A 23,783-nucleotide genomic window follows, 5' to 3' on the forward strand; every position below is an offset into this window, starting at 1 on the left:
CATTCAAGGGTATCGATGCCGTTCAAGCGTTGCCTGATGGAGGTTGCGCGCCACCCCGACTTGGGGCGGCGCGCAGGTCACTTCACCGTTTTCCCGCGATCCGTGCGGTGCGATCGACGGCGATGCGGGTCTTTTCAACCAGCTCGTCCAGTTCAGCGCGCGTGGCCACCAGTGCCGGTGCCATGATCATGCGGCCCAGGGTCGAGCGAATGATCACGCCCTCTTCGAAACCAAAGGTGCGGCATTGCCAGGCCAGGTCGTTTTCATTCTCGAAGCGTTTGCGCGTGGTCTTGTCTTCGGCGAACTGCAAGGCCGCAAGCAGGCCCGTGCCCTGGATCTCGCCGATCATCGGGTGATGGCCGAACACTTCCTGCAGGATTTTTTGCAGGTACGGCCCGGTGTCGTCCTTTACCTGGCGCACGATGCCTTCATCCCGCAGCGCCTTGAGGTTGGCCAGCGCCACCGCCGCCGCCACCGGGTGCCCGGAATAGGTCAGCCCGTGGGCGAACACGCCGCCGTGCTCCACCAGCGCGTCGGCCATGCGCTTGCTCAGCACCAGGCCGCCCATGGGCAGGTAACCGGAGGTCAGGCCTTTGGCGATGGACAGGGTGTCCGGCTCAAAACCGAAGTGCTGATGGGCGAACCACTCGCCGGTACGGCCAAAGCCACCAATCACCTCATCGGCACACAGCAGCACATCGTATTGACGGCAAATGCGCTGGATCTCGGGCCAGTAGCTTTCCGGCGGGAAGATCATGCCACCCGCGCCCTGGAACGGCTCGGCGATAAACCCGGCGACGTTTTCGGCCCCCAGCTCGAGGATTTTCTCTTCCAACTGCAAGGCGCAACGGCGACCGAACTCGGCCGGCGTCAGCTCGCCGCCATGGGCGTACCAATAAGGTTCGTCAATGTGCGCAACGTCGGGAATCAGGCCGCCCATCTCGTGCATGAACTTCATGCCGCCCAGGGCAGACGCGGCCAGGGTGGAACCGTGATAGCCGTTCCAGCGACCGATCATGATTTTTTTCTGCGGCTGGCCGACCACCTGCCAGTAGCGGCGCACGGTACGGATCAGCACTTCGTTGGCCTCGGAGCCGGAGTTGGTGTAGATCACGTGGCTGTAGTGGTCTGGCAACAGGCTGAAGAGCAACTCCGACAGCTCAATCACCGCCGGGTGAGTGGTGTGAAAGAACATGTTGTAGTACGCCAACTGGTCCATCTGCGAGGCAGCGGCGGCGGTCAAATCCCGGCGGCCATAGCCCAACTGGGTGCACCACAGGCCCGACATGCCGTCCAGGTAACGCTTGCCTTCGCTGTCCCACAGGTAGAGGCCCTCACCTCGCATCATCACCCGCGGGCCTTCGGCGTTCAGCGCTTTTTGATCGACAAAGGCATGGATGTGGTGGGCCGCATCCGACTTCTGGTAGTCCTCGGTCAGGCGGTTCAGTTGGGCGGGTACGTTCATGGTATTTCTCTCTTATTAGTAGTGACGCAAGGGCGAGCAACGCCGCTCAGCGGTGCTTGCTCATGTAGCTTTCGAGGGGGTCTTTGCTCAGGACGCCCTGGGCTTCGGCCAACGAGTCGATAAACAAGGCAAACAGTTCCGATTGCGCGCCGATATCGAGCTTGGTGTAGATGTGTTTGCGGTGGGACTTGATGGTGTCTTCCGAGACCTCGAGGCGCTCGGCCAACGAGCGGGTGGAATGCCCCCGCAGGATCAGTTGGGCAATCCGGCATTCGCGCTCGGTCAATATCGACGAGCCGAAGTTGTTCAACGCCGAGTGAATGCGCTGCTCCAGCAGGTTTTCGAAACGCGCACCCTGGGCATCCAGGCCAACAAATTGCTTGCCCAGCACGGCCAGCACCCACGGGGTGATGCGCTTGAACTGCTGGGTGGTGGCGGCGTCGAGCTTTTGCGTAAAGGCCAGTGACACCGCCAGGCTCGAGCCGTTGCTCGACTGCAGGATGTAGTTCAGCTCATCCTCCAGATGGGAGTGGCGGTAAAACGATTGGAAGTACTCGCTGAGTTCGAAGTGATCGGGGGCGACGTCGGCCAGGTCGTAACACCCGGAGCTGACGCCTTCCACACAGGCCCCATAAAACGGGTCGAGCAAATAAAACCCCGACAGGTATTGGCGCACATTGCCTTGTGGCAACCACGGCCCTTCCAGCTCGAACAACGCGCTGGGCATGCCGCCTCGCGGGTAGAAATACAGCGTGGTGGCCTGAATCGGATGGATATAGCCGAGGGCCTCGAACAGGATCGCGGCGAACCCCGATTGCCCGATGCTGTCGGTCACCCGGGCCATCTGTTCGAACCATTGCGCAGAAGAAAGCCGGTCGTTTTCCACTTCAAACACTCGCTGAAAGAACTGCCAGGATGGTCACACACCTGCCCCGTCCCCGAAATCACCCGATAGGGTGAGCCTGCATCCGATATTTATGCTCACTTCCCAGCTTAATAATATTTTATTAAAAACCGCCTTCCCCCTAGCCTTGAAGCCACGCCCAAGCTGAATCCAACTGCATTACGCAAGGACAGACACATGACTCAAGCCATAACAAAAATAGACACGCTGGTGGTGGGAGCCGGTCAGGCTGGCGTCGCCATGAGCGAGCACCTGAGCAAACAAGGCGTGCCGCACCTGGTGCTGGAGCGCAGCCGTATCGCCGAGCGCTGGCGCACCGGCCGCTGGGATTCGCTGGTCGCCAATGGCCCGGCCTGGCATGACCGTTTTCCGGGCCTGGCCTTCGATAACGTCGCCCCCGATGGCTTTGCGCCGAAAGAGCGCGTGGCGGACTACTTCGAAGCCTACGCACGCAAGTTCAATGCACCGATTCGCACTGGCGTGGACGTGACCTCCGTGGTGCGCAATGTCGGTCGCCCCGGCTTTACCATCCACACCAGCGAAGGCGTGATCGAAGCCAACCGCGTGGTGGCGGCGACCGGGCCGTTCCAGAAGCCGGTGATTCCGGCGATCGCGCCGCAAGGCACCGCGCTGCACCAGATCCACTCCGCCGACTACCGCAACCCCGCGCAACTGCCCGCCGGCGCCGTGCTGGTAGTGGGTGCCGGGTCCTCCGGGGTGCAGATCGCCGATGAACTGCAACGCTCCGGGCGCCGGGTGTACCTGTCGGTGGGTGCCCACGACCGCCCACCGCGCGCCTATCGCAACCGCGATTTCTGCTGGTGGCTGGGGGTGCTGGGCGAGTGGGACCAGGCCGCGATGAAACCCGGCCGCGAACACGTGACCATTGCGGTGAGCGGCGCCCACGGCGGCAAGACCATCGACTTCCGCGAGCTGGCCCAGCAAGGCATGACCCTGGTCGGCCTGACCCAATCCTTCGACGGCAGCGTCGCCCGCTTCCAACCCAACCTGGTGGAAAACCTCGCCCGCGGTGACGAGAACTACCTGGCCCTGCTGGATGCGGCGGATGCCTACATCGAACGCAACGGCCTGGACCTGCCGCCAGAGCCCGAAGCACGCCGCGTGTTTCCCGATGCCGAGTGCATCAAGCAGCCGATCCTGGAACTGGACCTGGCCAAGGCCGGCATCACGTCAATCATCTGGGCCACCGGCTTTGCCGTGGATTACAGCTGGCTGAAGGTCGATGCATTTGACGCCGCCGGCAAGCCGCAGCACCAGCGCGGCGTGGCCAGCGAGTCGGGCATCTACTTCCTCGGTTTGCCATGGCAGTCGCGCCGGGGCTCGTCGTTTATCTGGGGCGTGTGGCATGACGCCAAGTACGTGGCCGACCATATCGCCATCCAGCGTCAATACCTTGAATACCGCGACCCCGCACCGGTTGTTCACACCTCACCTGTCAGCGCCTGATCACTTTTTTCTGGAGTTTTTTGATGCCTACTCACACTCGCATCCGCATGTTCAACACCAAGGAAACCTACCCCAACCAGAGCCTGGACAACGACCTGTGCCAGGCCGTACGCGCCGGCAACACGGTGTATGTACGGGGCCAGGTGGGCACCGATTTCGACGGCAAGCTGGTGGGCCTCGGCGACCCGCGCGCCCAGGCCGAGCAGGCCATGCGCAACGTCAAGCAACTGCTGGAAGAAGCCGGCAGCGACCTGAGCCACATCGTCAAGACCACCACCTACCTGATCGACCCGCGCTACCGCGAGCCGGTGTACCAGGAAGTCGGCAAGTGGCTCAAGGGCGTGTTCCCGATCTCCACCGGGCTGGTGGTTTCGGCCCTGGGTCAGCCGCAGTGGTTGATGGAAATTGATGTGATCGCCGTCATCCCCGAATAAGGAGTCGACCATGACCTTTTCAATCGTCGCCCGCTGCGCGGAAACCGGCCAGATGGGCATTGCCATCAGCTCATCGAGCATCGCCGTGGGCGCCCGTTGCCCGTGGCTGCGGCCCGGCGTGGGTGCGGTCTCGACCCAGAACATCACCCTGCCGGCCCTCGGCCCGGATGTACTCGACCTGCTGGAGCAAGGCCTGGCCCCTGCCGACGCGGTGGACAAGGCGCTCACCCGCAACGGCTACAGCCAGTACCGCCAACTGACGGCGATTGATCACTTGGGGCGCACCGTGCATTTCAGCGGCAGCGAAACCCTCGGCACCCATAACGCAGTGTCGGGTGAACAGTGCGTCGCGGCCGGCAATATGCTCGCCGACCGCTCGGTGATCCAGGCCATGGTCACTGCATTTGAACAGGGCGAAGGCCAACTCACCGATCGCCTGCTGGCCGCGATGCATGCAGCCATCGCCGCTGGTGGCGAGGCCGGGCCGGTGCATTCGGCAGCCGTGGTAGTGGTGGGTGAACTGACCTGGCCGATCATCAACCTGCGGGTGGATTGGGCCGATGAGAACCCGATTGGCGAACTGCAAAAATTGTGGGACGCCTACCGCCCGCAGGTGCAGGACTACATCGACCGCGCGCTGGCCCCGGACCGCTCACCGGGCTACGGCGTGGCTGGAGACGACCGATGAGCACCAGCCGCGAATTGCTGCAGACACTGGTGGGGTTTGATACCACCAGCCGCGAATCCAACCTGAAGCTGACCGAGTTCGTGCGCGATTATCTGGCAGGGTTCGGCGTGTCCTGCGAATTGATCTACAACGATGCGCGCAGTAAGGCCAATCTGTTCGCAACCATTGGCCCGGCGCAGTTGCCCGGGATTGTGCTGTCGGGGCACACCGACGTGGTGCCGGTGGATGGCCAGCCGTGGACATTGCCGCCGTTTGAGTTGACCGAGCGCGACGGCAACCTGTTTGGCCGGGGCACGGCGGACATGAAGGGCTACATCGCCTGCGTGCTGGCGCTGGTGCCGTCGCTGGTGAACGCAGACCTGCGGATGCCGGTGCATATTGCGCTGTCCTACGACGAGGAAGTCGGCTGCCTTGGGGTACGTTCACTGCTCAAGGTGCTGGAGCAATGGCCGGTGAAACCGCTGCTGTGCATTATCGGCGAGCCCACCGAGTTGAAGCCGGTGCTGGGTCATAAAGGCAAGCTCGCCATGCGCTGCGAAGTGCATGGCGAGGCGTGCCATTCGGCGTATGCGCCTCAGGGCGTGAATGCAATCGAGTATGCGGCGGAGTTGGTTGGTGAGCTGGGGCGGATTGGCCAGCGCCTCAAGGTGCATCAGGACGAGCGCTTTGACCCGCCGTTCAGCACCGTGCAAACCGGGGTGATTTCCGGGGGCAAGGCGTTGAATATCGTCCCGGCGGATTGCCGCTTCGACTTTGAAGTGCGTGCCCTGCCCTCAATGGACCCGGGGGAAGTGGCCGAGGAGCTGCAAACCTATGCGATGCAGCAGGTGTTGCCGCGCATGCAGGCGGTGAGCCGGCAGAGTGCGATTCGCTTCAGTGAGTTGTCGGCGTACCCGGGTCTGGCCACCGACCAGCGTAGCCAGGCGGCGGAGCTGATTGCAGCGTTTTGCGGCTCGCGGGAATTTGGCACCGTGGCGTTCGGAACTGAGGGTGGGTTGTTCGACGCAGCGGGCATTCCTACCGTGGTGTGCGGGCCTGGGAGCATGGACCAGGGGCATAAGCCGGATGAGTTTGTGAGCGTTGCGCAACTGAAGGGTTGCGATGAAATGCTGCAGCGAATGTTGCTTTCGATCCGTACCTGAGCCGGACGGGTTCGACCACCCCACATGAATATATGTCGATACACTCGCTGATTAATCCTGAGGAACCGAGCGTTTTGTACGCACCACACATTTAGGCGGCCTATTTGACCCTTTATGCTTAAACACCTTATGGAGCGTTACCATGCAGAGTTCCCCCTCTATTTCTATGCATAATACTCAACCCTTGCCGCCGTCCTACACTCAGCCCGCGACGCAAACGGCACCGGAAAGCCTCACCCTTGCTGCCCATTCCAATCAACCAGACAGAGCAGTGACGCGTATCGGGGTGGACCTCAATGATATCGGACGCTCGATTAAGCTTCTCGAGGGGGCTGCTCAACAAAACGGTGTGACGCTCAATGACCCGTCTGTTCAAGTAATCAATGAAGACTTTGGTCATGGAAAAATGTGGTTAGCCACCCTTAGTTTCAGTTTCAAACCAGACCGTGCCGATGGCACTTTTAGTCCGGAATACCTGAAAAAAGTGAACACGGCCAATACGACATTTGGTGATTGGCTGAATGTTGAACGCATCAAACAATACGGCCCAGAAGAGTAACGCGGCTACCTCGCCAACAATTGCGCCAACTCTTCCCTGCAATACTCCACGAACAGTTGGACCGGTTTGGTTAACGGCGCTCGCCTTAACCAGACCGCCGACAACCCCGACCCCGTCACCGTCTCCGCCAACGGCACACACACCAGCTTCTGCCCGTCATAGGTGTACGGCGAAAACGGCTTGGTCACCAGAATCGAAAAGCCAAACCCACGCCCCACCATCCCGCGCACCATCTCGATCGACGGCGAACTGAAGACAATATTCGGCGTCAGCCCACGCTCTTCAAAGATGCTCACGAAGTACGTCCGGCTCGGCAGCACATCCAGCAAAATCATCGGCTCCAGCACCAAATCCGCCAGCGACACCTTGGCCTGCTGCGCAAACCGGTGATCCGCCGGCAACAACGCATAGGGCTGCTGCGGCGGCATCAGCGGCGTGGTCTCGATGGCGCTGCCCAGGTCATGCTCAAACAGCATCGCCACGTCGATACTGCCGGCCGTCAGCGCCTGCACCAGCTCCTGCTGCTCACCGTCCCGCAGGCGGATTTCAACCCCCGGCCAGCGTTGCTTGAAGCCCGCAATCAAACGCGGCAAATACAGCGGCGCCACCGTCTCGAAGCACCCGATATCGATCTGCCCGGCCACCACGTCGTTGTCTGCCAGGGCGTTCTGCTCGAATTCATGGGCGACCCGCAGCAGCTCCAGGGCCTTGCGGTAAAACCTTGCACCGCTCGGCGTCAGCGACACCCCTTGGGCGTGATGGCGGATAAACAGCTGCACGCCAAAGCTGTCTTCCAACTGCTTGATGGCGGTCGACACCGAGGGTTGCGCGATATAGAGCTTGCGCGAGGCCTCTGCCACGCTGCCACACTCGGCGGTGGTTACAAAATATTTGAGCTGGCGCAGGTTATAGGCAGCCATCGGGACCTCCAGAAACGTGGGAATTCGCCCCAAACAAGTGCAAGAAAAAGCCGCTTTTTTTGACGATTCAAGTCCATGCAACATACCGGAGCGAAAATCGCCGCGAGATATTATTTTTAAGGTCTATAGCAACAAACTTACTAATTTACCTACCCGTGACCATTGCACATGATCACTCCAACAACAAAAGCGACGCACACGTGCCGCCCAGCGAAGTACGTCAACGTACTCACCTTGCCTTGGAGCTCGTCATGGTTACCACTGCAACATCCTCCGCCCCGCTTATCGAAAAACACACGATTGGATACGTGCCCCCGGAAGATCGCCACGGAAAGGTAAGAGACCTGTTCACCCTGTGGTTCGGCGGCAACATCGCGCCGCTGCCCATCGTCACCGGCGCGCTGGCCGTGCAACTGTTCGGCCTTAACCTGGTGTGGGGCATCATCGCCATCCTCGTCGGCCACCTCGTCGGCGGCGTGCTGATGGCATTGCACTCGGCCCAGGGCCCGCAGATGGGCATCCCGCAAATGATCCAGAGCCGCGCCCAGTTCGGCTCCCTCGGGGCGCTGCTGGTGGTGGTGATCGCCGGCGTGATGTACATCGGCTTCTTCGCTTCCAACATCGTACTGGCGGGCAAATCCCTGCACGGCGTGGTCGATGGGATCCCGGTGCCAGTGGGCATCGTCATCGGCGCCATCGGCTCGGGGATCATCGGCATCATCGGCTACCGCTTCATCCACGTGCTCAACCGCATCGGCACCTGGGTGCTGGGCGCGGGCATCGTGCTGGGTTTCGGCTACATCTTCACCCATGTGCAGACGGCCGACTTCCTGACGCGCGGCAACTTCAACATCTCCGGCTGGCTGGCCACCGTCTCGCTGGCTGCGCTGTGGCAGATCGCGTTTGCACCGTATGTGTCTGACTACTCCCGCTACCTGCCGGCGGATGTGCCGGTGGCGTCGACCTTCTGGACCACCTATTTGGGCACCGTGCTCGGTTCCAGCCTGTCGTTCATCTTCGGTGCGGTTGCGGTACTGGCCACGCCGGTGGGCATGGACACCATGGACGCGGTCAAACTGGCGACCGGCTCCATTGGCCCGCTGATGCTGTTGCTGTTCCTGCTCAGCGTGATCAGCCACAACGCGCTTAACCTCTACGGCGCGGTGCTGTCGTTGATCACCCTGGTACAGACCTTTGCCTACCGCTGGATCCCCACCGCCAAGGCGCGCGCCGTGATCTCGGTGCTGGTGCTGGCGGCGTGTTCGATTGCGGCGGTGTTTGCGTCGAAGGACTTTATCGGGCACTTCGTGGACATGGTGCTGGTGCTGCTGGTGGTACTGGTGCCGTGGACGGCGATCAACCTGATCGACTTCTATGCCATCCATAAGGGCAAGTACGACATCGGTTCGATCTTTCGCGTAGATGGCGGGATTTACGAGCGGTACAACCCTCAGGCGCTGGTGGCCTATGCGGTGGGGATTGTGGTGCAGATTCCGTTTATGAATACGCCGCTGTATGTCGGGCCGATTTCGGCACACATCAACGGGGCGGATTTGTCCTGGTTGGTGGGGTTGGTGGTGACATCGCCGCTGTATTTCTGGTTGGCGAGTCGGGACAGTGCGTATAAGCGCCGGTTGGAGGGGGGGAAGTTGGTGGGTGGGGTTTGAGGGACCCAGGGTTTGCTGATTAATTTTTGATTTTTTAGAAAACCCGCGATAGCGGGTTTTCTGGATTGCGAGCCTGCCCTTCGAATTGTGAGCTATCTACAAGGCGAACCGCCGCCCCACGTTTTTCTACCGCCAATTCGCTTTCCGTTGTGGCCTTTAGGGTGGTAATCGCCATGACGATTTCTGTGATCCTCGTAACCCACCAGCTGTAGGTTTCCACCTACGACTGGATGGTGGTGGAGCCAGCCATTGCCGTCGTTCTAAACTTGCCATTTGCTTTCGGAGTGACCCATTCCTGCTTATGGTTCAGCAGCCGGACCACTAGTTATTGCTCGGCACTCAGGATTCACACAAAAATTAGCCGACCTCCTTACAACACGCATAACTAACGAGGTTTCATATTCTAGATCTGACTCACGTTTGAGCACCTGATGAACCGATCCACGATCTTTTCCCAACATTCAATCCGCTTCGCCCACAAGGCCCTGAACAAATCGAACGAAATTTGTGCAGATGATTTTTTCCGCTTCAGCTTGATTTTCTTGCATGCTTAACTCACTGCGAAAGCTATCCGTCGTAAAGTAGCTAACGGAGCCAGAATCAACGTTAAGGCAAAAAAAACTCCCTCCCCAATCGTTCGCAAATGGAAGCAGATGACAAGGAATAACTTGCTTCTTCACCATGGTTTGATAGGTGAGCAACAGGTTAGATGGAGCATCCGAGATTGATTTGAAGGCTGCTACCTCCAACGGTTCATCCCGATCGTCACTCACCCAATATGCCCGCTCAGGGACGCCCCCGTTGTACTTGGTGTAATGTTCTCGGAAAGAGCGCGGAAGCCTCGCTCCGATAGCAGATTCCAATGCTTCCAAGTCTGCGAGCGTCATGGTTGGTTCGCTATTTGAGAATCTGTTTTCCCTCATCACCAACCTCCGCTCATGAGCAGCGTCCAATTTTAAGTTTAGGAACTCACAATTTTCCTTCCTAGGTGCGCACCATCCTGGAAATTTAGAACTGGTCTCATTTACCTTATTTGAAAGTTGAGTGGTACCATACAAATCCGTTCAGACTATAAACGGCGCCTTTTGTTTAACTTAGTATTTTTTCAGTCAAAGCCAAATCGAAATATTTATTCCCGAATATTTTTTTAGCATTGAGCACTCTTTGGAATCGCTCATCTTTAAGAGTCAACCCATTTTTCTTCGCGGCGAAAAGGACTGTTAAAAATGGGAATGCGTAGTCATCTGGCGAGAGCAAAACATCATTGATAAGCAACAATGAACCTGTTAGGCAATTCTCCGCACGTGAAAGATAAAACCTCGTCAAACGATGCTCTATCTTTCGAGCGGTCAGATTCATCTCTGAAGGCGCTGGCATTCTGATGATTCCGCCGAACTCATCCCCAAACTCTTTACCGCGTTCCGACAGTGATGTTTTGGATAAAAACGAAGAATTCAGGAGACGGCTATTATAGGGTGGCGATTGAAGCAAGCAGAACTCCATTGCATCACATTCTGAAATTTCAACCCCTGCATAATACCCATCAGCCCTTGTCAGGTAGTGAATATAGATCTCACCCAATTTTTTAAAACCATCAAGTAACACTATCTTATTTTTACTTGCCTTTAGTCCAACGAAAGAAGACGTTATCGCCTTGAGCCCAGTCAACAATTCTTTTTCCAGTTCTTTTCTCACATCCGCCCCCATAAACTTTATAAATCAATAAATTTAAAACGGCAGTGTGACGGGCTCCTTTGCCGCGTAGAGGAACACTTGGTTGTCCTTAAACTATAAGTATGAGACCGAAAGATTTTCACTGTCAGGTAAATTGGAGCACGAAATATCCAACTTCATCACCTTCCGTCATTTTTTTTGCTCGATTATCGGCAAAAACATATCCGATACCCCCGCCGAACAACCCTTCATGATGAGCGCTTATCTGTGCGATGGCGGCGTCCGTTAACTGAGCCAAAAAATAATAGCGCGGACTTTCATACAGTGGATCTTGCAACCAACAGGGACGACCTAATACCTTGCTAATGCTGACGCCGCTCTCTGGGTCATCCAGCTCTTCTTTCATTTGGTCGTCGGTGAGTGGTTGCAGGGTGAAATATGTTCTCGGAATCGGATCAAACAAATCGGGTGGAGTGAGTTCCATCGGGGCCAAAGTGTGGAGCAGAACCTTGCTATGCCCAAATCGTAACTTTTCCATATCGCTTTGCTGATGAACGGCCAATTTCCGTATGGATGAGCGTTTATAGGTCTCATCATTACGCTCTGCGGAGATAAACACCGTGATAGCCATTCCCGACGGTATGAATGGAACGTTAAGAAACTCCGAGGTCATCATGATCACAGGCAGCATAAGGTGACCGGTTCCTGAGTCTATCGGCCAAAGATCAAGGCCAGTGAGTCTAGCGCCCCCACCTATCTGTCCTAGACCATGATCTTGTTCTGACAAAACAATCTGATTGATGCCCATAGCCCTTTACCCTTTAGAAACAACCTTTTCTTTTAGCGAATGACGTCGAAAAACGCCTCGCCATTCGCGCTTGTTGTTGGGTGATAATGCCGGCCCTGACAAGTGAATTGTGTATAGCTTGCGACATAAGACGGATTTCCAGCTTTCCGCGCTTGAGCATCTGATTGGGTCCCAGCCCACGAGCACGACGCAAACGATTTTCCTCGGCATGCACCATGTCATGATGTTCAGATGATAAGGCAATCGATGGATTGCCCTTATAGCGTCTACCCTTTGCAATTCCTTTTTCTTCCAGAAACTTATTACGAATGATCTCGTGCGCCTCTAGACCATCAGTCTTGTGGGTCTTGGCGCCGTACCCTGCTATCTCGCCTTCTTTTAGCAAGCCAAGCGGATCAATCCACCCGGCAGTATTCGGAGCATATTGGTACAGGTTGCAGCCCCCCACCAACCCAATCGGATCCGGCGTCGTAAACCGCCCCACATCCGGATCATAAAACCGAAACGTGTTGTAGTGCAGCCCGGTCTCCCGGTCCAGGTACTGCCCCTGAAACCGCAGGTTCTGCTCTTCAAGGTAGTAAGGCTCACGCACCTCCTCAACCGTGTTCCCCCATACCTGATAGCGCGCCTGCCATACCGTCTGGCCATCCGCTTCGGTCAGTTGCTCAGGCAACCCGTTAAGGTCGTTGTGATAGTAGCGAACTTGCTGGTATTCCCCCGTGCCATCCACGCGGGCCAGCGGCTCATAGCCGTCACCGTCATAGATATAAAGGCTGGTCTGGCTATGCTTATGCTCCTGCAGCAAGCGCAGGCCATCCCAGACGAAGCGGGTTTCTCCCAGCAAATATCCTTTGCCATCATGTTCGGTTTTCGCAATTCGTCGCCCCAACGGGTCATAGGTCATTTTTACGACCGTTTCCCGCTCGCCCTGTTGGCTGTGCACTTCAATCAACCGGTGCTCTGCGTCGTAGGCAAAGCGTTGCAACCCACGCAAGGCACTGCGCTTTTCGATCAGTCGTCCAAAGCCATCGTAGCGATAACGTTTGTCCTGATAGGTCAATAACCTGTTGTGCCGCACCCAACCACCTGCGGCGTGTGGGCCGTCAAGCAGGTTGGCGGCGGCGTCGTAGGCGAAGGTCTCTTGTAGCCCCTGAACGCTGTCCTGGCTGGCGATGATCCGACCAGTAGCGTCGTAGTGCAGCCGTTGGCGTTGTTCGCGCCGGGCAGGCGTATCGGTTTCGGCCCGTTCGACCAGGTTGTCGACGAGGTCATAATCAAAATGCTTTTGCTGTGCGGCCGGCAGTTGCACGGGCTGGCTTTTGGGGCGGCGCAACCGTGAGCGCACGCGCCCGCCACGGTCGTAACCGGTTCGGGTGCTGATTTGGCCTTGGGTACGCAACACTTCGCGGTGCAGGCGGTCGCGTTCAAAATCACTGATCACCACGCCATCAAGATTGATCTGGTGCACATGCCCGCTGCCGTAATACAGGCGGTTGAGCCAGCGACCATCGGGCAGTTCGGACTGAGTCAGGTGACCGAGTTCGTCGTAGTGATGATTCAGGCGGCCGGCCGTACTTTGTTCAGTGAGTAGCTGGCCGAGTGGGTCGTAGGCAAAGCTCAATGTCTGACTTTGACCTTCGTTGTCGGTGAGGGTGATAGCGGTCAGTCGGTCGAGCAGGTTGCAGGTGTATTCGGTAACGCCATCATCCGTAGTTTTTACCTTCAGACGGCCAACAGCATCGCGCTCCAATCGATGGATGATGGCTGTCGACTCATCGCTGCCAGGCGACGGGACGTGTTCGACCACTGTCACATTGTCCAGTGCGTCATAGGCGTATCGCCGGGCGCTGCCGTCCAGGTCGTGCTGTTCACTCAGGCGGTCGCCGTCATCCCAGGCAAAACGGTAGTGCTCGCCGTTTTCATTGGTCAGGGTGCGCAGGCGGCCATAGGCGTCGTAACGAAATTCAATTTTCCGACCGTGGGCATCTGTGCGCTGGAGTACCTGGCCACGGCGCCCGTACTGATAGCGGGTGGTACTACCCGCTGCATCGGTGTAAGCCACCAACTGTCCGCTGGAATCTCGCTGATAGCACTCCGTTCGGTCCTCGGGAAACTCGACTTTCAGCAGCCGCCCTTGGGGGTCGTACGATTAGCGGACGCGCTCACCCTCGGCGTCGATGACAGTGCGCAAATGGCCACGCGGGTCATACTCAAAATACGTGGGATAGCCCGAGCAATCGGCGTGATGGGTCAACTGGCCGAATTCATTCCAGCGCAGGACTTTGCGCTTGCCGCTGGCATCGGTGATTTCCACGGCCTGGCCGAAGGCGTCGTAGCGATAAGCGGTGGCCTGGCCGAGCGGATCGATTGCTCTTAGGCAATTGCCGCGTTGGTCGTACTGGTACTGCCAGGCTTGCCCGGCGGCATCGGTTTCTACGAGAGGCAGCGACCAGTGCTCCAGCCACAGCGTGGAGTCGATGCGGCCCAGTGGATCCTCTGAGGTCGCCGCCGTCCGGGTGGTTGCCAATCTCGACGAAAACCTCGTAGGTCACACTCCAACTGGCGCCAAACAGTCCGTCGCGACGCTCATCACGGCTGCTGTAATAGCGTTGCCATTCGATGGGTAACAAGCCCGGCAACGAGAAATCCAGGTCATCTTCACCGTCGAGAATCTTCGCGCCCGTCGCGCTGTGCACGGGGTTGGGCGAAGCGACAATCGCCGAGGACAGCGCATTGGTCACTTGGCTGGTGCCCCACGACACCCACCCGCCCACGGCCATGCATGGCAAATGGCTGAAGAACCTGGAGCCACCGCCGCGCAATGTCATCAGCGTTGTAACCGCGAGCCCTGCACCGGGTGTCTGACCGCTGCGAATTTCACGCACCACCACCGGCGCACCACCGATAAAAACATTCGGCGAAATCAGCCCTGTCACCGCCCCCACCTTGGCCTCGCAGGTACTACGGTCGCCGCTGCGAACGGCGGGCTGCCCATTGATGAAGACGCTGCTGGAACCCTCGGCCAAGTACTGTTCCGGCATCGAAGGGTGTTTATGGCAGTCGATTTTGTCTGCCGGACAAGGCACGGCACCCGCCTCCGAGGTGGCCACCGTAGGGCGCCATAGCTGAGAGAAGAAGCCTTCGGCGATATCCAGATAGGTCGGGAAGTCACTGGGCTGCGCCACGACGGAACCTATTTTCCCGGCAGCCCGAGCAGCGGGTTTACCATTGATAAATACGTTCGGCGAACCACTGCTGATGAAGGCGTCGATGACAGGCGGGAACAGCGCATTGGCGAAAGACTCACACAACCGTGAGAGACTTTTATCGGCGCCGGTCTTGTTCATCCCGAGGCCGACCACGAGACCAACAACAGCGCCTAGGACAACACAGCCGAGGCCGCCGGTCGCCACGGTAATGCCCGTGGCCGCAACGACCGCAGCGGTTGCCAGCGCAGTCACGGCCACGTTAGCCGCAATCTCCAGCACGCCGCCCAACACATCCGCCAGCATTGAGCTGTGCAGCAGTGCATCACCCTCGCGGGCAGCCCAAAGCGCGTCCGTCATGCGCAACGATCCCTGTCTGAAAAGACGGGGATCAAATCACGCTGTTATGACCTTGCTCAGGTGAGACTTTCCGAGGCGTTCGTAGGAGCGTTCCCAAGGTGAAATGATCGGGGATACTCAAAACTGTCTCGACAGCTGCTTGGTTGCAGTTAACAAAACTGCCGCTTATAGTTCGCCCCGTCGCCGACATTGGTCAGCGACAGGGTTTCGCAGCCCTAAAACGATTCACACCGACACCGTCAGACATGACCCAGCCGCCCCGCGGCTGCTGATTGTTTTATGGCGGTTGTGCGTGGGAGACCTTCGGGTCTGCCGGGTTTTGGTGTAAATCGTCCGGTCTGCGAACCCGCGCACAGCTGCCACCCAATCTGTTTCGCAGCAGGAAGGTGGTATTTCTTCTTTTTGAGGATTTACACCATGACTACTCAACACACGCCCCACCGCTTCACCCCCATGTCCCAAACCGCCACCGAATCCCCTGTCCTGCTCATCGACAGCGACGCACCTCTCTGTGATCTCCACGCCTGCATCAGTGAACGCCTCAACGCAGCCCTCAACTACCTGCACCTGATGGCCTGCTCCAACGTGTCTGATTACGGTGAACAAGACATCAACACCGTCGCCGAAACCGCGCGAATCCTGGTCCAGGATGTGTCGGATGTGTTTGGGGTGATTGAGCGGCGTGGGATGCATACGCCTGTCGCCAGCTGATTTATTTCCACCCTTGAGAAAACCCGCTTTGGCGGGTTTTCCAGTTATCCGGCGTGGCGAATATTGGTGGTGTCAGGGAGGCCGCCATCGCGGCCTCGCTAAGGCTCGACGGCTCCCACAGGGGATCGGGGTGTGGGTGGGTTTTGTGTTCGGCGGTGCTGTCGGGGTGTTCTTTCTTTATCATGGGGGCCGTCGTTCAATTTCTCCGGTAACCCAATGCCCGCCCTCACCTTCCGTAACGCCAACCCCGCCGACGCCAACCGTTGCTACGAGATCGAAATCTCGGCCTACGAAGGCGACGAAGCCGCCACCCTGGAAAAGATCGCCACGCGCATCGCGCTGTACCCCCAAGGCTTTCTGATTCTGGAGGCGGATGGCGTTGTGGTCGGTTTCATCAACTGCGGTTGCGCTGATGAAGTGGTGATGTCGGATGAGGCGTTCAAGGAGTTGGTCGGGCATTCAGCCGACGCGCCGAATGTGGTGATCATGTCGGTGGTGGTGGATCCCGCTCAGCAAGGCAAGCGCTACTCCACGCGCTTGATGACGGAGTTCGTGCAGCGCATGCAGGCAATGGGCAAGAAGACCCTTCACCTGATGTGCAAAGACCGCCATGTGGAGCTGTATAAACGTATGGGCTATCGCTATGTACAGCCGTCGGCGTCGGACCATGGCGGGATGGCGTGGCATGAGATGGTGATGGATCTCTGATTTCACCAACAGCGCCCAGCGCCAGCCAAAACTGAATATGAAAACAACACGACCATTCAGAATAGTCTTATAGCGACTAGAGGTCTCTTGGCCACTCAACCGAGGCAATTAACATTCTGTTTTAATCAATCACTTCAAAAAACCCTCGATCATTTGAAACCAACTAAACACTCTAGTAGCTTATTCCACGACAGCCATTAAATACGGACTGTCGCCTTATTCATATTCGAGGTTTAAGTTATGTCTTCTATAATCGGTCCTGGCCATTCTGCTCAGTATTACCAGACGCTTGAAATACCTAAACCCAATACAGACAAACCTCCCCGCCCCAACCCGCTTGACCCTGAAGCCGGGGATGACGCTGAGGTCTTCGATGCCAGAACTCAACGTTGGCAGTCGATAGGGGCAGAAAATGATACTCATGTTTATATTTATGGAGACACAATTTATCATGATCTTAAGGATTTCAAAACCCGGTTGGAAGCTAACGACGGATGGTTAAAATGGTAAATCAGACAACAACCCGCTCTTGCCTCAATAAAGTACACCTCCTTCCTGTACCGTACTTTACAACACTAACTTACGGTTCAAACCTCTGAGCACTTATCTCGTCTATGTTGAGCACAGCCAACATCATTGGCTGCGCTCAACTTTCCACAGGAAAAAACCTCCTCCTTCGCGGAAAAAACATACAGTTCGCCCTGCTTCCTCGAGCTGTTTCACCTGCCCGACGCATTGCGTGGCTCAGGCCTGAGCAAAACGCTCTGACGGCTAAACCCCAAGCCTTTTACCAAACAGCCGATTTTCATGGCACTCATTCTGGAACGTATAAGTCGGCGCCCCCAGCAACTCATAGCCACGGCGCGGATAAAACCCTAGCGCCCGCTCATTGCCGACCCACACGGTCGCCCACAACAACGAAGCACCACCCTGCCCCACGCGCTGCTCTGCCGCTTGCAGCAAGCGATAACCCAGGCCCAGCCCGGTAAACCGCTCCTGGATGTAAAGCCGCTGCAGCTCGGCGGCGTTCGGTGTCGAGATCAGCGCATGGCCCGTGCCCATCGCCACCTGGGCAAACCCCACCAGATGCCCATTGGATTCGGCGACGATAATCGCCGTGCCCGGCTGGGCGATCAGCGCGGTGATCGTCTGGGGCGAAAACGCTTGCAGCGCCTCGGTGGCGATTGAATCGCGAATGCCTTCAGTGGCGTACGTATCGAGAAAAACCTGCATGCCCAGCACGCCAATGCATAACGCGTCTTCAGGGAGTGCATCACGGATAAGTATGTCGGGGAGCATTCGAGGGGCACTCTCAAAAATCAGCAAAGGCAACGTTTTAACACAACTGCACATCTCTGCAATTGCCAGCCCGAATTCGCCCCAGTAGGGTGATCGCTTCCCCCGCCGACAGGAGCCACCATGACCTGGTTTTCAAACCCCGACGCTGTTGCCAGGCGCGCCTTTGATTGCGGCGCATCACAGCTTCCCGCAGTCGTCGCCAGAGGAAAAAGCGCGCTGGCTGAAGCGTTATGCGGCCTATGCGGTGGATTCCGGCGTGCCGGCTGAAGATGCCCAGCGGGCGATTGCCGCGATCAGCAGCCACTTGCCGGTGCTGTCGCCCCAGGACGATGAAGCGCTGCTACGGGAGGCAGGCTTTGAAGGTGTGGAACTGTTCTACGCGGGCTTCAGCTTCAAGGGCTGGATTGCCTACAAGCCCGCCTAGCTTCCCGGGGAGTCTTACCAACTCCCCGACGCCCCACCCCCACCGCTTGAACCGCCACCCCCCGAAGAGCTGCTGCTGGAACTGGAACTCGAGCTGGAGGAACTCGATCCCCCGCTCGAACCCGACCCCGACCCGCCACTGATACCGTGGGCAAAGATGAACAGCGCCGCGAACGAAGCGAATGGAAACGCCAGCAGCCATCCCGTGGCGCCCTTATCAATCAATGCCCCAGCGACCCCATACACCACCAGCACCGCCACCAGCCGCGCGATAAAGCCGCCCTGGCTCTCTTTCCACAGGCTTTTCATCACCAGGAACAGGCCGAAGTACAGGCCCAGGATCAGCAGCCCGGCCATGGGATAAGCCAGCCAGTGGATCAGCGACAGGTCGCCAACAAAGTGATCGGTCAGCAGCACCCCGGCGATATAGATCAACAACCCCAGCACGGCATAAAACACCGCCCTCGCCTGCCACAACGCGCCAAACGTGGCGCCGCCAATCAACATGCACAGGGGCAGCAACAGCAAATAGACCGGCCAGTCCTTGCCGCCTGCAACCGCCACCAGCGCCACAGTGACAACGACTACCGCCATCAGGGCTCGGCGCCAAGGGAGTTTTTCGGCGCCCATCAATACCCCGACCACCCCGCCAAACATGAACGCCAGGAGCACCGCATACGCTTCAGGCGGAAACCCGGCCTTGGCCACCTCGGGCAAGTTGCCGCCGTCCACCAATAGCGTCAGGTCGTCCACCGCCTGTTGCACGCCGCCGGCGTAATCGCCCTGGCGAAAGGCCGGGGTGATGTGTTCTTCGATGATGCGGTGGGCCAGCAGGTCGGTGACCACGCCTTCCAGGCCGTAACCGACCTCGATCCGCACCTTGCGATCGTCTTTCGCCACCAGCAGCAGGATGCCGTCGTTGACGTCCTTGCGCCCCAGTTTCCAGGCACGGAACAGTTGGTTGGCGAAGTCCTCGATGCCAACGCCCTGGGTGCTCGGCAGCAGCATCACCGCCACCTGGGCGCCCTTGCGTTGTTCCAGGCCGGCGAGTTGCGCGGTCATGCGGGACTGAGTAGCGACGTCGAGGGTGTGGGTCAGGTCGATCACGCGCTGATCCAGCGCAACCGTGACCGGCGCCGGGGGAACGGTATCGGCCCACACCTGCGTACCGGAAACGAACAGCAGCAAGCCCAAGACACATTGCCGTAGGAACACCATCATGTTTTGTTACCTGAAGTTTCATCCTGAATCGGCCGACTTTACCCTATCGACGCTATAAACAGGTGACCCGACGCCACCGACTATCTAGACTTACGCCACCCCCACACACGCCCTACACGAGAACGCCATGGACCTTCAGCAGCGCAACAACGTCAGGGTGTTTGGCAGCGGTCCCTCGACCCTGGTTTTCTCCCATGGTTTCGGGTGTGATCAAACCATGTGGAATTATCTGTTTCCTCACTTCACCGGGCGCTTCCGTGTGGTGCTGTATGACCTGGTGGGGGCTGGCCAGTCTGACCTGAGCGCGTACGACAGCGAAAAATACAGCTCGCTGACCGGCTACGCCCACGATCTGGGCGAGGTCATTGATGAATACGCCGTGGGCCCGGTGGTGCTGGTGGGGCACTCCGTCAGTGCCATGATCGGTGCACTGGCCGATCGGCAGTCCCCAGGGCGAGTAGCCGCCCATGTGATGATCGGTCCGTCGCCCTGCTACATCGATTCCGGTGCCTATACGGGCGGGTTCACCCTTGAGGATATCCATTCGTTGCTCGATACCCTCGACAGCAATTACCTCGGCTGGTCCAGCACCATGGCCCCGGTGATCATGGGCGCGCCCGGGCAACCGGCCCTCGGCGAAGAACTGACCAACAGCTTCTGCCGCACCGAGCCCGACATCGCCAAGCGCTTCGCACGGGTGACCTTCCTGTCGGACAACCGCCAGGACATCGCGGGCCTGATGACCCCGACCCTGATTCTGCAATCCACCGACGACTTGATCGCACCGGTCTGCGTGGGTGAATACCTGCATGCGGCGTTGCCCGCCAGCATCTATTGCCTGGTCGATAACGTGGGGCATTGCCCGCACATGAGTGCACCCGGGGCCTGCTCAGTGGCCATGGACAGTTTCCTGTTGCCATGGGTAGGTGCCGATGCCAGCCGATAACCTGTCGTTGCCGGATGCTCAACGTTTGTTCGACGGCGCGCCCTGCGCCTTGGTGGTGACCCGGGAAGACGGCACCATCGTGCAGGCCAACCAGTGCTTCAGCGACTGGACCGGCTTCAGCGTCGATGAGTTGAAAGAACGGCGATTTCAGGACTTGCTGACGATGGGCGGGCGGATCTTCCATCAGACGCACCTGGGGCCCCTGATGAAAATGCAGGGCTCCATCGCTGAAGTAAAACTCGACCTGCTGCACCGTGACCGGCGCACCGTCACGGTATTGCTCAACGGCGTCAGGTACGAACATGCCGGCATTGCCTATAACGAACTGGCCCTCTTCGGCACCACCGACCGCGACAAGTACGAGCGTGAATTGCTCAATGCCCGCAAACTGGCTGAAGCCTTGCTGCAGGAAAAGACCGCCACTGAAGTCGCGCTGCAGCAGGCCCAGGCCGAACTGAGCAGCGCCTATGAAATCGCCCAGCGCCGGGCGCTGTTTGCCGAACAGATGGTCGCGATTGTCAGCCATGACCTGAAGAACCCGCTTACCGCGATCAAGATGGCCTCGGAGTTCCTCGCCCGTGGCGAGCGCAGCCCCAAGGAGCGCCAACTGCTGGGGCATATCGGCCAGTCCACCGAGCGGGCGCAGCGGATGATCGCCGACTTGCTGGACTTCACCCAAGCCCGAGTCGGCCAGGGCATCGGCATCAACCCCACAGCACTCGACCTGCACACCGTCACCCGTGACAGTCTCGACGAGTTGCGGGTGGCGTTCCCCAAGGCGACCCTCGAACATCACGCCACGGGCAGCGCCCGCACGTTCCTGGATGCCGACCGCATCCAACAAATCATCGGCAACCTGGTGGCCAACAGCGTGGCATACGGCGACCTGCAACAGCCGATTACCATCACCTCGCACCAGGACGCGCAAGAGAGCCGGCTCTCGGTACATAACCAGGGCGCGGCCATTCCCGAAGCGTTGATGGCCGGATTGTTTGAACCCATGACCCGAGGCACGGAGCAGGACAGTGAGGTGCGTAGCGTTGGCCTGGGGCTGTTTATCGTGCGGGAAATCGCCAAGGCCCATGATGGAGGTGTTTCGGTGAGCTCAAGCCCGGACCGGGGCACCACCTTCAGTGTGCACTTTCCATTGCGCCACCCATGAGCGCGGCAGCCACCGTGCCGTGAACAACGGTTTGGACAGCCCCCGTCAACACCACGCCGCCGTGCCCATCCCAATGCACCGTCACCGTACCGCCATCGCATTGCACGTCGACGGTGTCATCCAATAGCCCACGACGAATCCCGTTGACCACCGCACCACAACAGCACGAGCCCGAGCCCTGCGGAATGCCGCCGCCCCGCTCCCAGATCCGCAGGCGGATATGGCTGCGGTCCAGCACTTGCACGAAATGCACGTTGGTCTTGTTGGGAAACAACGGGTGGTTTTCCAGCGACGGCCCAAGCGTCGCGATATCGACCGCCGCAAGGTCGTCGACAAAGAACGTGCAATGCGGGTTGCCCATGCTGCACGCCGCCGGGTCGCCCTCCAGCGGCAAGCGTTCGGTGCCCATCGCTTGCGCCAGCGGGATGTCTTCCCAGCCCAATGACGGCCGCCCCATGTCCACCGACACCCGCTGCCCCGATTCGCGCGCGCAGGTCAGCAGCCCCCGGTGGGTTCGCAGCACGAGGGTGGCGGTGCCGGCTTCGCGCATCAGGATGTCCGCAACCCCACGGGTAGCGCTGCCGCAGGTATCGAGCAGGGTGCCGTTGGGGTTCCAGAATGTGATGCGGGCGGCGGCGTCAGCGCAATCGAGCACCACGGCCAATTGATTGAAGCCGATGCCGCGATGACGGTCCCCCAGGCGGCGGGCGATGTGCGCGGTGATCGGGTCATCCTGGCCGCGCCGGTCGATCACGATGAAGTCATCACCGTGGGCGTGCATCTTCACGAAGTGCAAGGTCATGGGGCGTCCTGTTCTCGACCGGGCTTGGCAGGCTAGGATAGAGGGCTGGCGGGTATTTCATCAAATCCCCATCACGGGCATGGTAGCGTGGCTGTGCCCCGATCTGGTCAATCCAACACCGAGAAACTGCATGCTCCAACGCCCTCTGAAAACCGTGGCCCTGGCCGCGCTGCTCGCCTCGTTCGCCCAAGCCGCCCTTGCCGCGCCCCAGGTCCTGAGTGCCTGCCAGCCCGCCACCTCGAACCCGACCTCCAAATCGCTCCTGGCCGCCGCCCAGCGCCACCTCGGTGACCAGCCCGACGCCCTGCCCCATCTGCACACCGAGGGCACGCTGCCGAACCAGGGCATCCGCGAGCAAAGCATCGCCGCCGAGAAGGATTGGCCTGTGATGCGCCAGGCTGCCCTGGCCTGGCGCCTGAGCCGCGACACGCGCTATCTCAAGCAGGTGGATGACTACCTGAGCGCGTGGGCCAGCACCTATCAGCCGGATTTCAACCCGATCGACGAAACCAACCTCGACATGCTGATGAGCGCCTACGCCCTCACCGCCAGCGACCTTCGCCCCCAGACCCGCGACGCCACTCGCGCGCTGCTGATCAACCTGGGCAACGGCTATATCGAACGCATCAAGCAGTTCCATGGCGCCAAGAAGGCCACCAACACCAATAACTGGCAGAGCCACCGCGTTAAGCTGGTCACGGTAGCCGCGGCAGCATTGGGCGACCGCGAGATGCTGCAAGAGGCCTTCAAACTGTTCCAGCAACAGATCACCGACAACGTGCTGCCTGACGGCTCGGTGACCGACTTCCAGGACCGTGACGCCCTGCACTACGTGGTCTACGACCTGGAGCCGCTGGTCCAGGCGGCGCTGGCGGCCAAGCCCTATGGCATTGGCGGCAACTGGCTGGACTTCACCGCGCCCCACGGCGGCTCGCTGAGCGAAGCACTGGACTGGCTCGCGCCGTATGCCAAAGGCCAGCGCAGCCATGAAGAATTCGTGAACACCCATGTGCAGTTCGACAGGGACCGCGCCCGCATCGGCGAACCGGGCTACAGCGGCGAGTGGAACCCCAAGAGCAGCAATACCCTGTACTGGCTGGCCGCGCAGTTGGACGCGCGGTATCTGCCGGTGGCCGAACAGCTCGCGCCCAAGCCTTCGGACTGGATCAGCGCCTGTTATTTGAAGTGAGTCGCCCGGTAGACAGAGCCGACTCACC

The 23,783-nt window shown here is 59.0% G+C and carries 25 protein-coding genes and 2 pseudogenes; 13 read left to right on the forward strand and 14 right to left on the reverse strand.

The window, feature by feature from the left end:
- Positions 1-82: 82 nt before the first annotated feature.
- Positions 83-1,465, reverse strand: a complete 1,383-nt coding sequence (locus tag LIY45_RS09470; protein WP_226476120.1) for an aspartate aminotransferase family protein — start codon at positions 1,463-1,465, stop codon at positions 83-85.
- 46 nt (positions 1,466-1,511) lie between these two features.
- Positions 1,512-2,309: a helix-turn-helix transcriptional regulator gene (locus LIY45_RS09475; protein ID WP_226476284.1), complete on the reverse strand. Its 798-nt coding sequence runs from the start codon at positions 2,307-2,309 to the stop codon at positions 1,512-1,514.
- Positions 2,310-2,546: 237 nt separating this feature from the next.
- Between LIY45_RS09475 and LIY45_RS09480 the strand changes: the two genes are divergently transcribed.
- From LIY45_RS09480 to LIY45_RS09500, 5 genes are all read left to right on the forward strand, one after another.
- The gene (locus LIY45_RS09480) at positions 2,547-3,836 is read left to right on the forward strand and encodes an NAD(P)/FAD-dependent oxidoreductase (protein WP_226476121.1); all 1,290 of its coding nucleotides are present in this window, start codon (positions 2,547-2,549) and stop codon (positions 3,834-3,836) included.
- 23 nt (positions 3,837-3,859) lie between these two features.
- Positions 3,860-4,270: a RidA family protein gene (locus tag LIY45_RS09485; RefSeq protein WP_026077677.1), complete on the forward strand. Its 411-nt coding sequence runs from the start codon at positions 3,860-3,862 to the stop codon at positions 4,268-4,270.
- A gap of 10 nt (positions 4,271-4,280) precedes the next feature.
- Entirely contained in the window at positions 4,281-4,958 is a 678-nt protein-coding gene (locus LIY45_RS09490; RefSeq protein WP_093197759.1) for a DUF1028 domain-containing protein, read from the forward strand.
- Positions 4,955-6,100: an acetylornithine deacetylase gene (argE, locus tag LIY45_RS09495; RefSeq protein ID WP_226476122.1), complete on the forward strand. Its 1,146-nt coding sequence runs from the start codon at positions 4,955-4,957 to the stop codon at positions 6,098-6,100. The genes LIY45_RS09490 and argE overlap by 4 nt, the downstream gene beginning before the upstream one ends.
- Before the next feature lie 142 nt (positions 6,101-6,242).
- Entirely contained in the window at positions 6,243-6,659 is a 417-nt protein-coding gene (locus tag LIY45_RS09500; RefSeq protein ID WP_226476123.1) for a hypothetical protein, read from the forward strand.
- A 5-nt stretch (positions 6,660-6,664) separates the two neighbouring features.
- Here LIY45_RS09500 and LIY45_RS09505 read toward each other — a convergent pair whose 3' ends face one another.
- Positions 6,665-7,579, reverse strand: coding sequence for a LysR substrate-binding domain-containing protein (locus LIY45_RS09505; RefSeq protein WP_226476124.1), 915 nt, complete (start codon positions 7,577-7,579; stop codon positions 6,665-6,667).
- A gap of 251 nt (positions 7,580-7,830) precedes the next feature.
- Between LIY45_RS09505 and LIY45_RS09510 the strand changes: the two genes are divergently transcribed.
- Positions 7,831-9,246: a cytosine permease gene (locus tag LIY45_RS09510; protein WP_226476125.1), complete on the forward strand. Its 1,416-nt coding sequence runs from the start codon at positions 7,831-7,833 to the stop codon at positions 9,244-9,246.
- Positions 9,247-9,707: 461 nt separating this feature from the next.
- On the opposite strand, the gene LIY45_RS09515 is transcribed toward LIY45_RS09510, so the two are convergent.
- From LIY45_RS09515 to LIY45_RS30790, 8 genes and pseudogenes are all read right to left on the reverse strand, one after another.
- Complete coding sequence (locus tag LIY45_RS09515) at positions 9,708-10,133, reverse strand: SMI1/KNR4 family protein (RefSeq protein ID WP_226476126.1); 426 nt, start codon at positions 10,131-10,133, stop codon at positions 9,708-9,710.
- A 202-nt stretch (positions 10,134-10,335) separates the two neighbouring features.
- Positions 10,336-10,941 (reverse strand): hypothetical protein, encoded by a 606-nt coding sequence (locus tag LIY45_RS09520; protein WP_226476127.1) that lies wholly within the window; start codon positions 10,939-10,941, stop codon positions 10,336-10,338.
- Between the two features lie 124 nt (positions 10,942-11,065).
- On the reverse strand, positions 11,066-11,728 hold the full coding sequence (locus tag LIY45_RS09525) for a hypothetical protein (protein ID WP_226476128.1): 663 nt from the start codon (positions 11,726-11,728) through the stop codon (positions 11,066-11,068).
- 13 nt (positions 11,729-11,741) lie between these two features.
- The gene (locus tag LIY45_RS30700) at positions 11,742-13,790 is read right to left on the reverse strand and encodes an RHS repeat-associated core domain-containing protein (RefSeq protein WP_346269011.1); all 2,049 of its coding nucleotides are present in this window, start codon (positions 13,788-13,790) and stop codon (positions 11,742-11,744) included.
- Positions 13,791-13,877: 87 nt separating this feature from the next.
- On the reverse strand, positions 13,878-14,042 hold the full coding sequence (locus tag LIY45_RS30785; RefSeq protein WP_346269014.1) for an RHS repeat domain-containing protein: 165 nt from the start codon (positions 14,040-14,042) through the stop codon (positions 13,878-13,880).
- Complete coding sequence (locus LIY45_RS30710) at positions 13,993-14,109, reverse strand: hypothetical protein (protein WP_260525284.1); 117 nt, start codon at positions 14,107-14,109, stop codon at positions 13,993-13,995. Before LIY45_RS30710 ends, LIY45_RS30785 begins: the two co-directional genes overlap by 50 nt.
- Positions 14,110-14,114: 5 nt before the next feature.
- A pseudogene (locus LIY45_RS30715) lies at positions 14,115-14,255 on the reverse strand (hypothetical protein); the annotation flags it as partial.
- Positions 14,256-14,313: 58 nt separating this feature from the next.
- A pseudogene (locus LIY45_RS30790) lies at positions 14,314-15,294 on the reverse strand (PAAR domain-containing protein); the annotation flags it as partial.
- A gap of 417 nt (positions 15,295-15,711) precedes the next feature.
- Here LIY45_RS30790 and LIY45_RS09535 point away from each other — a divergent pair.
- The 3 genes from LIY45_RS09535 to LIY45_RS09545 all read left to right on the forward strand — a co-directional run bounded on the left by LIY45_RS09535 (position 15,712) and on the right by LIY45_RS09545 (position 17,223).
- Complete coding sequence (locus LIY45_RS09535; protein WP_226476129.1) at positions 15,712-16,005, forward strand: fructose-bisphosphate aldolase; 294 nt, start codon at positions 15,712-15,714, stop codon at positions 16,003-16,005.
- Positions 16,006-16,221: 216 nt separating this feature from the next.
- On the forward strand, positions 16,222-16,713 hold the full coding sequence (locus tag LIY45_RS09540) for a GNAT family N-acetyltransferase (RefSeq protein WP_226476130.1): 492 nt from the start codon (positions 16,222-16,224) through the stop codon (positions 16,711-16,713).
- Positions 16,714-16,953: 240 nt separating this feature from the next.
- A complete protein-coding gene (locus LIY45_RS09545; protein ID WP_226476131.1) occupies positions 16,954-17,223 on the forward strand; it encodes a hypothetical protein in 270 nt (89 codons plus the stop codon).
- Between the two features lie 261 nt (positions 17,224-17,484).
- Here LIY45_RS09545 and LIY45_RS09550 read toward each other — a convergent pair whose 3' ends face one another.
- Positions 17,485-18,012, reverse strand: a complete 528-nt coding sequence (locus LIY45_RS09550) for a GNAT family N-acetyltransferase (RefSeq protein ID WP_226476132.1) — start codon at positions 18,010-18,012, stop codon at positions 17,485-17,487.
- Between the two features lie 163 nt (positions 18,013-18,175).
- Between LIY45_RS09550 and LIY45_RS09555 the strand changes: the two genes are divergently transcribed.
- Complete coding sequence (locus LIY45_RS09555; RefSeq protein WP_226476133.1) at positions 18,176-18,436, forward strand: hypothetical protein; 261 nt, start codon at positions 18,176-18,178, stop codon at positions 18,434-18,436.
- Between the two features lie 14 nt (positions 18,437-18,450).
- On the opposite strand, the gene LIY45_RS09560 is transcribed toward LIY45_RS09555, so the two are convergent.
- Positions 18,451-19,656, reverse strand: a complete 1,206-nt coding sequence (locus LIY45_RS09560; protein WP_226476134.1) for a YgcG family protein — start codon at positions 19,654-19,656, stop codon at positions 18,451-18,453.
- Positions 19,657-19,783: 127 nt separating this feature from the next.
- On the opposite strand from LIY45_RS09560, the gene LIY45_RS09565 reads away from it, so the two are divergent.
- Positions 19,784-20,602: an alpha/beta hydrolase gene (locus LIY45_RS09565; protein ID WP_226476135.1), complete on the forward strand. Its 819-nt coding sequence runs from the start codon at positions 19,784-19,786 to the stop codon at positions 20,600-20,602.
- Positions 20,589-21,764 carry a PAS domain-containing sensor histidine kinase gene (locus tag LIY45_RS09570; RefSeq protein ID WP_226476136.1) on the forward strand — a complete coding sequence of 392 codons (1,176 nt, stop codon included), beginning with the start codon at positions 20,589-20,591 and terminating at the stop codon, positions 21,762-21,764. Before LIY45_RS09565 ends, LIY45_RS09570 begins: the two co-directional genes overlap by 14 nt.
- On the opposite strand, the gene dapF is transcribed toward LIY45_RS09570, so the two are convergent.
- Positions 21,733-22,566, reverse strand: a complete 834-nt coding sequence (gene dapF, locus LIY45_RS09575; protein WP_226476137.1) for a diaminopimelate epimerase — start codon at positions 22,564-22,566, stop codon at positions 21,733-21,735. The two genes, LIY45_RS09570 and dapF, sit on opposite strands and share 32 nt — an antisense overlap.
- 130 nt (positions 22,567-22,696) lie before the next feature.
- Here dapF and LIY45_RS09580 point away from each other — a divergent pair, with 130 nt between their 5' ends.
- Entirely contained in the window at positions 22,697-23,755 is a 1,059-nt protein-coding gene (locus LIY45_RS09580; RefSeq protein ID WP_226476138.1) for an alginate lyase family protein, read from the forward strand.
- Positions 23,756-23,783 lie beyond the last annotated feature (28 nt).

The sequence above is a fragment of the Pseudomonas sp. MWU16-30323 genome, assembly GCF_020515595.1.
GTDB lineage: Bacteria > Pseudomonadota > Gammaproteobacteria > Pseudomonadales > Pseudomonadaceae > Aquipseudomonas > Aquipseudomonas yamanorum.